At 41.2% G+C, this 12478-nt stretch carries 10 protein-coding genes and 1 riboswitch; of the genes, 6 read left to right on the top strand and 4 right to left on the bottom strand.

The window, feature by feature from the left end; all coding sequences use genetic code 11:
* Positions 1–159: 159 nt before the first annotated feature.
* Positions 160–669 (top strand): GNAT family N-acetyltransferase, encoded by a 510-nt coding sequence (locus BLR37_RS12815; RefSeq protein WP_208599654.1) that lies wholly within the window; start codon positions 160–162, stop codon positions 667–669.
* 85 nt (positions 670–754) lie between these two features.
* Here the strand turns inward: BLR37_RS12815 and BLR37_RS12810 are convergent, their stop codons facing one another.
* The 4 genes from BLR37_RS12810 to BLR37_RS12795 form a co-directional block, all read right to left on the bottom strand.
* The gene (locus tag BLR37_RS12810) at positions 755–1261 is read right to left on the bottom strand and encodes a GNAT family N-acetyltransferase (RefSeq protein ID WP_090769138.1); all 507 of its coding nucleotides are present in this window, start codon (positions 1259–1261) and stop codon (positions 755–757) included.
* Between the two features lie 71 nt (positions 1262–1332).
* Positions 1333–1929, bottom strand: coding sequence for a short chain dehydrogenase (locus BLR37_RS12805; RefSeq protein ID WP_090769136.1), 597 nt, complete (start codon positions 1927–1929; stop codon positions 1333–1335).
* Between the two features lie 75 nt (positions 1930–2004).
* Positions 2005–3138, bottom strand: a complete 1134-nt coding sequence (locus BLR37_RS12800; RefSeq protein ID WP_090769134.1) for a histidine decarboxylase — start codon at positions 3136–3138, stop codon at positions 2005–2007.
* A 153-nt stretch (positions 3139–3291) separates the two neighbouring features.
* The gene (locus tag BLR37_RS12795) at positions 3292–4899 is read right to left on the bottom strand and encodes a S41 family peptidase (protein WP_090769132.1); all 1608 of its coding nucleotides are present in this window, start codon (positions 4897–4899) and stop codon (positions 3292–3294) included.
* 190 nt (positions 4900–5089) lie between these two features.
* Here BLR37_RS12795 and murQ point away from each other — a divergent pair, with 190 nt between their 5' ends.
* The 5 genes from murQ (at position 5090) to metF (ending at position 12468) form a co-directional block, all read left to right on the top strand.
* Positions 5090–5899 (top strand): N-acetylmuramic acid 6-phosphate etherase, encoded by an 810-nt coding sequence (gene murQ, locus BLR37_RS12790; RefSeq protein WP_039472914.1) that lies wholly within the window; start codon positions 5090–5092, stop codon positions 5897–5899.
* A 19-nt stretch (positions 5900–5918) separates the two neighbouring features.
* A complete protein-coding gene (locus BLR37_RS12785) occupies positions 5919–6485 on the top strand; it encodes a hypothetical protein (RefSeq protein ID WP_039472916.1) in 567 nt (188 codons plus the stop codon).
* Between the two features lie 37 nt (positions 6486–6522).
* Positions 6523–7278, top strand: a complete 756-nt coding sequence (locus tag BLR37_RS12780; RefSeq protein ID WP_090769131.1) for a Bax inhibitor-1/YccA family protein — start codon at positions 6523–6525, stop codon at positions 7276–7278.
* Positions 7279–7393: 115 nt separating this feature from the next.
* Positions 7394–7498, top strand: a riboswitch (SAM riboswitch).
* Between the two features lie 174 nt (positions 7499–7672).
* On the top strand, positions 7673–11374 hold the full coding sequence (gene metH, locus BLR37_RS12775; RefSeq protein ID WP_090769129.1) for a methionine synthase: 3702 nt from the start codon (positions 7673–7675) through the stop codon (positions 11372–11374).
* 140 nt (positions 11375–11514) lie between these two features.
* Positions 11515–12468, top strand: a complete 954-nt coding sequence (metF, locus tag BLR37_RS12770) for a methylenetetrahydrofolate reductase [NAD(P)H] (protein WP_090769127.1) — start codon at positions 11515–11517, stop codon at positions 12466–12468.
* The last annotated feature ends 10 nt before the right edge of the window (positions 12469–12478 follow it).

The raw sequence follows: 12478 nt of genomic DNA, 5'->3' as shown, positions 1-12478 counted from the left end.
GTAGTGCTTAATTCTGGACCGTGGTTATTTGCACCATATAAGTCATGTCAGAACATTTAAGCTTTTATGAATTTAGATGTCTTATATGGTTTAAAGATTTGGGGTGTTTTAAATCTGTGTTCATCATTTTTATCTGTGGTAAAAAATTAACTTTGTTGCATGCAAATTCAAGTATTAAATAGCCAGTTAACAGATATTGATGTTATTTTCGATTTTTACGACCTGGCTGTTGCCCACCAAAAGAAAGTTTTTAACAAGCATTGGCAGGGTTTTAGCCGCGAGCTGGTACAAACTGAAATTGCAGAAAACCGTCAGTATAAAATTTTGGTTAACGGCGAAGTAGCCTGTGTTTTTGCAGTAACCTTTAACGATCCACTCATCTGGGGCGACCGCGATCATGACTCGATTTATATTCACCGGATTGTAACCCATCCCGGTTTCAGGGGCTATGCTTTTGTAAAAGAAATTATTAAATGGGCCCGGCAATTTTGTCTGGATAATGATTTAAAATATATCCGGATGGACACCTGGGCTGATAACGAAAAGCTTTTGGATTATTATACCAGCTGTGGTTTCGATTATGTTGGCGTGGTAACCATGCAAAAGACCGATGGCTTGCCTAAACATTACGAGGGAATTAGTCTGAGCTTATTTGAAATTGCGCTGTAGAATTTAAAAGAGGAATCTTATCCAGTACGCTTTAAGATTCCCATCCGATAGCTATCGGATCGAGTTGGGAATGACGAATCCCATACTATTTCAGCTCTATCTTCCAGCTTAACATATCATCCACTTCGCCAATATGGGTAAAACCGTTTTTTTCTAAGATGGAGTAAGAAGCTACATTGTCTTTCGTAGTAGCTGCAAAAACCGATCGTACTTTTGGCTGTGCTTTGGCCCATTCCAAAATCCGGCCAACAGCTTCTGTCATAAAACCCCGGCCTCTGAATTCTTCGTAAGTGCCATATCCAATTTCAATTTCTCCATTTGGATCGGGTTCACCAACGAAACAAATATCGCCCACCATGCGGTTGTCAGGTTTAGAAACAATGGTCCAGAGGGTGTGGTAAAGGTAATCTTTGTCTTTATCGAAAACATTGGGTAAAATGGTGTGCTGTAAGGCTTCCTGCAGCTCGGGTGCAATGTTTTTCTTGGTGGGCAGTAGGTTAAATTCTTTTTCTAAAGAATGATCGTCTTTAATGTATTTTAATAGTTGGTTATGGGTTAGGGGCTTTAAAATGAGGCGTGGTGTTTCTATCATGTCGGGCTGGTTAATGGGCTCAATATAATGCTTTAGCCATTAAAATCAAGGTTTTTCAAAACAAGGTTATGTTAATAAACTTTAATCACTTGCCCTGTAATAATACCAAGCAGGCTTTTTTCAAATGCTTTTACAACCTTATCCATAGTAACTGGTATTTCACCTGGAAAAGAATCGAAATAAGCAGGCGAATCTTCAACCACATTTGGGCTAACTGCATTAATGCGTACGCCGTTTTCTAGCTCAGGTGCTGCTGCAATTACAAATGAGTTTAAACCGCCATTTATAGCACTTAATGCCGAGCCAGCTGCTACCGGATGATCGGCCAGGATGCCAGATGTTAGGGTAAAAGAACCTCCTTTATTAATGTAGTGCTGCCCTAGGAGTACCAAATTAACCTGGCCCAGTAATTTATCCAGCAGGCCTTTCTTAAACGTTTCACCTGTCATTTCTTTAACGGGGGCAAAAGGGCCTTTGCCGCTGGTGCTAATCAAGGCATCAAAAGGGCCTATTTTTTCGAACATGGCTTTAATCGATGCTTCATTGGTAATATCAACCTGTACATCTCCTTTGGTATTACCTACACGTATCACTTTGTGTTTTTGGGCAAAAGCATCACTAACTTTTTTGCCCAAAGTCCCGGTTGCGCCTACAACTATAATGATCATTGTTGATTATTTAAGTTTAACTTATTGAGTATGGTTGTTAAACATAAAGATCAAACAAATGTTTTTGAAAAACAATTAGTGTTGCAACACCATTTCGGCTTTTAAATCGGCTATAAAAAGATCAATATGTGTCTGATTAACATTGGGCATGCAAATAATGTGTGAATGGCCATTTTCGGCAGCCAGTTGCCATTTTTTACAGATAGCGGCTGATGGAGCAGGGAAGTTAACGGTAATGGCATTGGTGTTCCGCCAGGCAGCTATCCCCATTTCTTTAAGTTTTAATTCCGTGTATGTGGCAGTTTCCAGGCTGTGCAGCGCACGTGCTTTTAAACCTGCTATTCCAAGTCGTTTAATGGTGTGCCACAAAAACAGTGGGCTATGTCCATTCCTCGAGCCTGTAATCGTAGTATCTACACTGCCAATATAGGCTACCGAACGTGCAATCCTGTCGCGGTTTGATTTTTTAGCAATCACCACGCCGCAGGGCATTGGCGAACCGAAAAATTTATGTCCGCTAATGGCAATGCTATCAGCTCCATCTTCAAAATCAAATGCAGGGCGGGGTTCAATCAATGCGCTGTAAGTGCCTGAAAGCGCCGCATCGGCATGGATATAGTAATGCTGAATGGCCAGTTTTTTTAAAATCGCTTTAATTTTGGCAACATCATCGCGTGCTTCCGTCATGGTGGTGCCGATATTGGCCATAATGATAACCGGCATGTGACGGTTCATCCTGATCGTGTACTCCAGATCATCATAATCAATTTCACCATTCTCCTGCGTGCGGATGACAATGTTTGGCATGTTAAGCAGATGGAGATTTTTCTGAACACTGTAATGGGTAGCTTCAGAGTAATAGACCATACCTTTCGGATGAAGCTCGCGGGCCAGGTACAGGCCATAAAGGTTTCCTTCCGAACCACCATTGGTTACGTAACCCCACCAGTTATCTTCAGGCGCCCGGAAAAGATTGGCAAAGAAAGCTACTACTTCCTTTTCCAGTTCGCGCGAACCCACTCCATAAGTAGAAGTAACAAATGGATCGCCGAGATTATTCATCGGGTATTTCAAAAAGTCGGTTAGCTCCTGATAATCGAAATCTTTAGCAACCGGATAGCCGAGGAACAAATCGGTTTGGTTCTTTACTTTTTCTAATAAATTGCTTAATGTATGTTGGTCTGTTGCTGATAAATTGCCTGATGTCATAACTGATTAGATATGCGGGCAAAATTATGTAAATAGAAATATAATATCGCTGTTTTGGTTTAAATAAGAATATTATATTGTTTTTGTTGTGTGATTTAAAATTATAGCTCTTTTTGGTTTGATCGGAGAGGTTTGCTAAAAAATATAATATGGCTATTGCAGGTTGACTAGTGCCTGCCTTACCGCATTGTCGGTTTGGTTAGCGGCTTTGTAGTAACCTACATCTCCCAAATAATAACGGCAAAGCAATGCTTTCAGGTCGTTTTGGATTATAGTTTTAGCATTATATAGTTGAAAACGATCAATCGGCACATTTTTACGCTGTATAAAACCGATAAAATCTTTAAAATCGTTATCGGTAATGGTAAAAATATTAATATTCTGTTCTACAAAGCTGGCGCTGTATCTGTTGGTTAAAACATTAAATACATAATCAGAAAGTACTTTTTTACTCACCAGGTTGCTGTAAAATTTATTGTATCCGGTAGTGTCCAGTCGTACAAAAACATCAGGCTGTATACCACCTGCCGGCTTAAATCTTTTAGTGGGTTGGGGATTTACACCCTCTGTTTTTTCAATCGAATCCTGGAAAGAAGTCCGGTCGCCGGTTAATTCGCCATCCATCATGCGTTCATCCAGCTCATGCTTATAGGCATCGTAACCTTTTTTATAAGATTTTTGAATACTGCGTCCAGAAGGGGTGTAGTAGCGGGCAATGGTAAGGTTTAATGCAGAACCATCGCCAAAGGCAAATTGTTCTTGTACCAGGCCTTTACCAAATGAGCGGCGGCCAACAATAATACCTCTGCCCAAATCCTGAATGGCTCCGGCAACAATTTCACTAGCGGAGGCCGTATTTTCATTAATCAGGACAGCCAGTTTACCATTTTGAAAAGCTCCGGTTCCGGTAGAGAAATAATCGGTACGCGGCTCATGTTTGCCCTGGGTGTAAACAATTAACTTATTTTCGGGTAAGAACTGATCAGCTAAACCGGTTGCCGCGGTAAAATAACCACCACCGTTATCGCGCAGATCAAGAATCAGTTTTTTCATACCTTTCGCTTTCAGGTTGTTCGCGGCTGCTGCAAAATCATTATCAGTATTGGCTCCAAATTTACTGATGCGTACATAACCCGTTTCGTTGTTAATCATGTAAGCTGCATCGATACTACTGATGTTTACCTTACCCCTGGTAACCATAATACGGTTGCTTTGCGTAAGGCCCGGATGTAATAGAACCACGCTTACGCCAGTTCCGGCTTTACCTTTAAAACGTCCGGTAAGCTGGTCTTTTGGTAAATTCCGCCCGCTAACTACTGCGGTATCGATACTCAGGATTTTATCACCCAGTTTTATGCCCGCCTGTGCAGCCGGACCATCCTTAACAACACCTGTAACCATCATGGTATCATTAAGCATGTAATATTCTATACCAACACCTTCAAAGTTTCCTTCCAGGTTATCGCTCATGTCTTGTGCATCTGTGGGAGGAAGGTATACGCTATGCGGATCGAGCTGGTGTAGCACGCTGTCGATAGGTAAATTTTGAAGCGAATCGGTATTGATATCATCAACGTAGTTGCCGTTGATGATGTGGAGGATTTCGTTGAGTTTCTCGTCGCTGTTATTGGCCAGCTGTGGACTTCTCTTGACGCCAAAGCCCTGGTCTTTAATGAATTTTATGCCCAAGAACATACCTGCTATTAAGATTACAGAATAGCTTATAGCGATCAGTATATTATTACGGGTGTTTTTTTTCATCAGCGTTACTGCAAATTTATGAAAATTAGCGGGTTGATATATTTTTTAACTGCATTTTCTTGTCTTTTGTTTATAATTTTTAACATAAATTAACCTGAAGAATGTGCTGATTGAATTTTGTGCTGCATATTTTTGAATTTTTAGGGGGGTATTTAGAAAGAATTTACCGAATTTTATCAAAATTAAATTTATGAACAGAGTTACCGAGCAGGAATCTAACTATAGCCACATCGATAAGATGTCGGTGTTGGAAGTTTTGCAGGGCATTAATAACGAAGATAAAACTGTGGCTTTTGCCGTAGAAAAATCTTTGCCTCAGATCGAAAAATTAACTTCGGCAGTTGCCGAAAGAATGAAAAAAGGTGGTCGTCTTTTTTATATCGGAGCAGGAACGAGCGGGCGCCTCGGGGTGGTAGATGCTTCAGAATGCCCGCCAACTTATGGTGTGCCATTTGATTGGGTTGTTGGGATTATTGCCGGTGGCGATACCGCGATCAGAAGAGCGGTAGAATTTGCCGAGGATGATGCTGAACAGGCCTGGAAAGATTTACAAGAGTTCAATATCAACGAAAAAGACTGTCTGGTTGGCCTGGCCGCATCAGGCACAACCCCTTATGTTATTGGAGGCTTAAATACCGCCCGTAAGCATGGCGTTTTAACCGGTTGCATTGTTTGCAATACCGGCGGACCAATTGCAGCCGAATCAGATTTTCCGGTTGAAGTAGTAGTAGGTCCAGAGTTTATTACCGGCTCTACGCGCATGAAATCGGGTACCGCACAAAAACTGGTTTTGAACATGTTGAGTACCACTGTTATGGTGCAGCTTGGACGTGTGGTGGGTAATAAAATGGTCGATATGCAATTAACCAATCATAAGCTGGTTGATCGCGGAACACAAATGGTGGCAGACGAGCTGCGTATTGGTTACGAAGAAGCTGCCGAGCTGCTCAACCGTTATGGAAGCGTGCGTAAGGCAGTAGAAGCGGGGCAACATTTATAAAGGATGAAGATAAGAGAATATGCACGAGATTGAGCCTTATTACCAATGGAGAGATGATTATATCTCGGCAGAAGACGAACGCTCGCCGTTTTACAATACCGAATACTCAGAGCTTTACTTCGATAAACAGATTTATAACTTTTTGCTACACCCACAGTGGGATGATTTTGGTTCGGGTACCCTCTATCTGAAAATACTTTATGCCGATTACGACCGCAGTTACGCCATTATCGAATTAATTGGCGAGTGGAACGATGCCATTAACAACGATATCATGTTGCTTAAACGCGATGTGGTTGAGCTGATGATGGATGAAGGCATCAATAAATTTATCCTTATTGGAGAAAATGTGCTGAATTTCCATGCGTCTGATGACAGTTATTATGAAGAATGGTTTCAGGAGGTAGAAGATGGCTGGATTGTGGGTGTGAACTTTCAGGAACACGTAATTGCCGAGTTTCGCGATAACAACATCGATTATTACATTAACTTTGGCGGCGATTTCGATAATCTGCCATGGCGTACCTTAAAGCCATTACAGTTCTTTAAAAAAGTTGAAGAACTCTTGACAAAAAGATTAAACTAAATGTTTATTTTTATAATTTATCACACAAAAAATTAAAATGGAACAACAAAATTATCAATATCAGGACAACAGTGTTTTCGTTCAGGAAAAGTCTGTTTCTAAAAAATTCTTTGCCAACGTCTTCCTATGGATGTTCGTCGCACTGAGCTTATCTACAGTAGCGGCATATCTGTTTGGTACCAACGAACAGCTAATGCAATACCTTATCAATATTAATCCTAATACTGGCAAGGTAGGGATGTCAATCTTTGGCTATATCGCCATGTTTGCTCCGCTTGGGTTGGTTTTATTAATGGGATTTGGTTTAAGCCGTTTATCATTACCTGCGTTAATTGGTGTATTTGTGCTTTATTCTGTATTAACCGGAGTGAGTTTAAGCTTTATCTTATTGGCTTATACTTCTGGTTCAGTAGTAAGCTGTTTTGCTGGTGCTGCCGGTATTTTCGGTATTATGGCTTTTATGGGCTATACTACAAATGTCGATTTAAGCAAATTTGGACCTATTCTTATGGTAGGGGTAATTGGTTTAGTAATTGCGAGCGTAATTAATATGTTTGTTCAAAGTGAGCAATTTAGCTTGTTTATGGCTTTTATTGGTATAGCGATCTTTACTGCTTTAACAGCTTACGATGTGCAAAAAATTAAAAGGATTGGAGAAGGGATCGAGGCTAGCGGCGAGCAGGTGCTTCAGGTTGAAACCAAAAAAATGGCTATCGTAGCTGCATTATCGTTATATCTTGATTTCTTAAACATATTCCTTTATTTACTGCGTATTTTCGGAAACAGAAAGTAAGCTTAAATACCGAACAATATTCTTAAGGCTGTGCAGTTTTGCATGGCCTTTGTAATTTTATTTGGCTGCGAAGCGATAATTTTTGGAAATGATGCCGCTTTGTTGCATTTTTGTATGCTTATTAAGAAAGACGGAGGGATTAGACCCAACGAAGTCTTAGCAACCTGTGCCACACAAGGTGCTAAATTCTATCTCGATTTTATTCGGGGAAAGATAAGTTTAGGATTACGATTCTCGTACCAACTTTTTAGATAAGCTTTTTGAGTATTACGAATAAAGTATCAGGTATCAAGACATAACTGTTTTATTACCTTGCTTTTTGTAGTGTTATCATTTATTAGGAGTAATCTTGATACTCGATTCCCGCTACTTGATACTTATTATCACAACAAGAATGAGCATAAGAGAAGAATTAGAAAAACGTATTTTGGTGATTGATGGTGCTATGGGTACCATGATTCAGCGATATACCCTAACCGAAGAAGATTTTAGAGGGGAGCGCTTTAAAGATCATCCCTGCGATGTAAAAGGCAATAACGATTTGCTTAACATTACGCGCCCCGATATTATCAAAACCATACACCTCGAATACCTGGCTGCCGGTGCCGATATTATCGAAACCAATACTTTTAGTACGCAGCGTATTTCGATGGCCGATTACCAGATGGAAGACCTCTCTTACGAAATGAGTTTCGAAGGCGCAAGGGTAGCCAAAGAAGCGGCAAATGAGTTTATGGCGGCTAATCCCGATCGCAAGTGCTTTGTTGCCGGTGCCATTGGCCCAACCAACCGTACCCTTTCAATGTCGCCCAATGTAAACGATCCGGGTTTCAGGGCGGTTTATTTCGATGAGCTTGAAGCTGCTTATTACGAGCAGGTACGCGGCTTGGTAGATGGTGGATCGGATGTATTGTTGATTGAAACTATTTTCGATACTTTAAATGCCAAAGTGGCCATTGTTGCCATTAAAAAATATGAAGAAGTAATTGGTCGTAAGCTCGAGATTATGATTTCGGGTACCATTACCGATGCTTCTGGTAGAACACTATCAGGCCAAACTGCCGAGGCTTTCTTAAATTCAGTAATGCATGCTAAGCCTTTGAGCATTGGTTTTAACTGTGCATTGGGAGCTAAAGAAATGCGTCCGCATATTGAAGAGCTTGCTGCAAAAGCAGGCTGTTATGTTTCGGCTTATCCGAATGCGGGTTTACCAAACGAGTTTGGTGCTTATGATGAGCAACCGCACGAAACTGCCCATCTGGTTGATGATTTTATTGCCTCGGGCTTTGTAAATATTGTTGGGGGCTGTTGTGGTACCACGCCAGATCACATTGGCTGCATTGCTAAAAATGCACGAAAAGCCGAACCAAGAAAATTACCTGTACTTGAGCCTTACATGCGTTTAAGCGGGCTTGAGCCGGTAACCATTACACCAGATAGTATTTTCGTAAACATTGGCGAAAGGACCAACATTACCGGATCGCCTAAGTTTTCTAAACTGATTTTGGGTGGTGATTACGAAGCTGCATTAGCTGTTGCATTGCAGCAGGTAGAAGGTGGTGCGCAGGTTATTGATGTGAATATGGATGAGGGGATGCTTGATTCGGAAGCTGCCATGACCAAATTCCTAAACCTGATTGCCTCTGAGCCCGATATTGCGAAATTGCCCATCATGGTCGATTCATCGAAGTGGTCGGTAATTGAAAATGGATTAAAATGCCTGCAGGGAAAAGGGATTGTAAATTCCATTTCTTTAAAAGAAGGTGAAGATAAATTCCGCGAAAGTGCCCGTAAAATTATGCAATATGGGGCAGCTGTAGTGGTAATGGCTTTTGATGAGCAGGGACAAGCAGATAATTACCAAAGAAGGGTAGAAATCTGTAAACGCAGCTACGATATCCTGGTAAATGAAATCGGTTTCCCGCCAGAAGATATTATTTTCGACCCGAATATTTTAACTGTGGCCACCGGACTGGAGGAGCACAACAATTACGCGGTCGATTTTATTAATGCTACCCGCTGGATTAAAGAAAACCTGCCTCATGCCAAGGTAAGTGGTGGGGTTTCCAATATTTCTTTCTCTTTCAGGGGAAATAATGTTGTTCGCGAAGCCATGCACTCTGCATTCCTTTACCATGCTATTCAGGCTGGTTTGGATATGGGCATCGTAAACGCCGGGATGCTTGAGGTTTATCAGGAAATTCCACCAGAATTGTTAGAGAGGGTAGAAGATGTACTGTTAAACCGGAGGGAAGATGCAACCGAACGCCTGGTTGAATATGCCGATACCGTAAAATCAAAAGGTAAAGAAGTGGTAAAGGATGAGGAATGGAGAAAGGGCTCTGTAGAAGAAAGGCTGTCTCATTCTTTGGTAAAGGGAATTGTAGAATACCTGGATGATGATGTAGAAGAAGCACGTCAGAAATACGACCGCCCGATTCAGGTAATTGAGGGGCCATTGATGGACGGGATGAATATCGTGGGCGATTTGTTTGGTGCCGGAAAAATGTTCCTGCCCCAGGTAGTAAAATCGGCCAGGGTTATGAAAAAAGCGGTTGCTTATTTATTGCCCTTTATCGAACAGGAAAAACTTGATAATCCAGATCAGGACCAGAATTCTTCGGCCGGAAAAGTGTTGATGGCTACGGTGAAAGGCGATGTACACGATATCGGTAAAAATATTGTGGGTGTGGTACTGGCTTGTAATAACTTCGAAATTATAGATATGGGCGTGATGGTTCCTGCACAGGATATCATCAAAAAAGCCAAAGAAATAAATGCCGATATTATTGGTTTAAGTGGATTAATTACGCCATCGCTTGATGAGATGGTTCACTTTGCCAAAGAAATGGAACGCGAAGGTTTTACCATTCCTTTAATTATCGGTGGAGCAACTACATCACGTATTCATGCAGCCGTAAAAGTTGCACCAAACTATTCTGGCCCTGCTATTCATGTTTTGGATGCTTCCAGAAGTGTTACGGTATGCAGTACCTTAATGAACCCTGATACGAAGGACGAATATGTGGCTGGTATTAAAGCCGAATATGATAAAGCACGTGAAGCACATTTGAACAAGCGTTCTGATAAGCGCTTTAAAACTTTAGAAGAGGCTCGCGAAAACAAGTTTAAGATCGATTTTAAAGCTGATCTGCCGGTTCCTGAATTTACGGGTACGAAAGTTTTTGATAATTATCCATTAGAAGAACTGGTGCCTTACATCGATTGGACGCCATTTTTCCATACCTGGGAGCTGCGTGGAAGTTATCCGAAAATTTTCGACGATAAAAACGTAGGTGACGAAGCTAAAAAACTATTCGATGATGCACAGACTTTGTTAAAACGCATCCTCGACGAGAAATTGTTAACCGCAAGAGGTGTCATTGGTTTCTGGCCTGCAAATGCAGTTGGAGACGATATTCAGTTAACAGCTGACAGTAATCAGTTGGTAAATAACTCCGAACTGAAAACTGAAAACTCCCAACTGATAACCATACACACCCTCCGCCAACAAGCCGAAAAAGTAGACGGACAACCTTATTATGCTTTATCTGATTTTATTGCGCCAAAAGAAAGCGGTATTCAGGATTATTTCGGAGGTTTTGCGGTAACAACTGGTATTGGTATTGATGAACTGGTGAATGAGTTTGAAGCTAACCACGATGATTATAACAGCATTATGGCCAAAGCATTGGCCGATCGTTTAGCCGAGGCCTTTGCCGAGCGGATGCACGAGCGCGTACGTAGGGAATACTGGGGTTATGCCAAAGATGAAAATCTAAGCAATCAGGAATTAATAAAAGAAGAATATGCAGGTATTCGGCCAGCGCCGGGTTATCCGGCTTGTCCTGAGCATACCGAAAAAGGAACATTATTCGCTTTGCTTGATGCCGAAAATAAAATTGGTTTACGCCTGACAGAAAGTTACGCCATGTATCCAACTGCTGCGGTAAGCGGGTTCTATTTCGCACATCCCGATTCGAAATACTTTGGATTAGGTAAAATAACCAAAGATCAGATTGAAGATTATGCCACCAGGAAAAATATGCCGGTTGAAGAAGTAGAGCGGTGGTTAAGTCCGAATTTAGCTTATTAACCCCCCGCTTTGTCATCCTGAGTATAACGAAGGATCTCAAAGTGGAGGACATATTTTGATGTTGCAGTCATAAAAAGATAGGGACTGCTATTGTTTTTGAGATGCTTCATTAGCATTCAGCATGACAACTAAACCAGGTTATGAAGATTACAGACCATATAAAAAACGCAAAGGGTAAAACCTTATTCTCTTTCGAGTTATTGCCACCAATGAAGGGGCAGAGTATCCAGTGGGTTTACGATGCTATCGATCCTTTGCTGGAGTTTAATCCGCCATTTATTGATGTAACTTCCCTACGCGAAGATTACATTTATAAAGAGCAGGAAAACGGTTTATTGCAAAAAGTATCATACCGCAAGCGTCCGGGTACTATTGCCATTTGTGCGGCCATTATTCATAAATACAAGATTGATGCGGTACCGCATTTAATTTGTGGTGGTTTTACCAAAGAAGAAACCGAGAACGCACTGATTGACCTGCAGTTTTTAGGGATTGATAATGTACTGGCTTTACGTGGTGATGCGCGTCAGGCCGAAGCTTCTTTTATCCCTACCAAAGGCGGCCACCACTATGCTACCGATTTGATTCAGCATATTAAAGACCATAATAACGGTAAGTTTCTGCACGAAGATATCGATACCTATAAAAGCGATTTCTGTATTGGTGTAGCAGGTTATCCGGAAAAACATTTTGAAGCACCTAATTTAAATGCCGACTTTAAATACCTGAAAAAGAAAGTTGATATGGGCGCCGAGTTTATTGTTACCCAGATGTTTTTTGATAATCAGAAATATTTCGATTTTGTTAAAAAATGCAGGGAGAACGACATCAATGTGCCAATTATTCCAGGTTTAAAGCCAATTAGTACCTTAAAACAGTTAACAGTTTTACCTAAAATTTTCCACCTCGATTTGCCAAACGAGCTAACCGAGGCGTTATCGTATGCTAAGAACAATGCTGAGGCCAAAGAAATAGGTACGGCAGCCATGATTAAACAGTGTAAAGAATTGATGGAATTCGGCGCACCTGTGCTACATTTTTACACCATGGGCCGACCTGAGCAAACCAAAGAAATTGCCAGGGCGATTTTTTAACAGATCTTAA

The sequence above is a fragment of the Pedobacter soli genome (assembly GCF_900101435.1).
In the GTDB taxonomy this organism is placed as follows: domain Bacteria; phylum Bacteroidota; class Bacteroidia; order Sphingobacteriales; family Sphingobacteriaceae; genus Pedobacter; species Pedobacter soli.
Note: the sequence above shows the minus strand (reverse complement) of the source record. Positions and strands in the feature narration are given on the sequence as shown.

Excerpts from the sequence above, each read along its gene's own strand:
- BLR37_RS12815 (WP_208599654.1), top strand. The coding sequence starts at position 160 with ATGCAAATTCAAGTATTAAATAGCCAGTTAACAGATATTGATGTTATT.
- BLR37_RS12810 (WP_090769138.1), bottom strand. The coding sequence starts at position 1,261 with ATGATAGAAACACCACGCCTCATTTTAAAGCCCCTAACCCATAACCAA.
- BLR37_RS12805 (WP_090769136.1), bottom strand. The coding sequence starts at position 1,929 with ATGATCATTATAGTTGTAGGCGCAACCGGGACTTTGGGCAAAAAAGTT.
- BLR37_RS12800 (WP_090769134.1), bottom strand. The coding sequence starts at position 3,138 with ATGACATCAGGCAATTTATCAGCAACAGACCAACATACATTAAGCAAT.
- BLR37_RS12795 (WP_090769132.1), bottom strand. The coding sequence starts at position 4,899 with ATGAAAAAAAACACCCGTAATAATATACTGATCGCTATAAGCTATTCT.
- murQ (WP_039472914.1), top strand. The coding sequence starts at position 5,090 with ATGAACAGAGTTACCGAGCAGGAATCTAACTATAGCCACATCGATAAG.
- BLR37_RS12785 (WP_039472916.1), top strand. The coding sequence starts at position 5,919 with ATGCACGAGATTGAGCCTTATTACCAATGGAGAGATGATTATATCTCG.
- BLR37_RS12780 (WP_090769131.1), top strand. The coding sequence starts at position 6,523 with ATGGAACAACAAAATTATCAATATCAGGACAACAGTGTTTTCGTTCAG.
- metH (WP_090769129.1), top strand. The coding sequence starts at position 7,673 with ATGAGCATAAGAGAAGAATTAGAAAAACGTATTTTGGTGATTGATGGT.
- metF (WP_090769127.1), top strand. The coding sequence starts at position 11,515 with ATGAAGATTACAGACCATATAAAAAACGCAAAGGGTAAAACCTTATTC.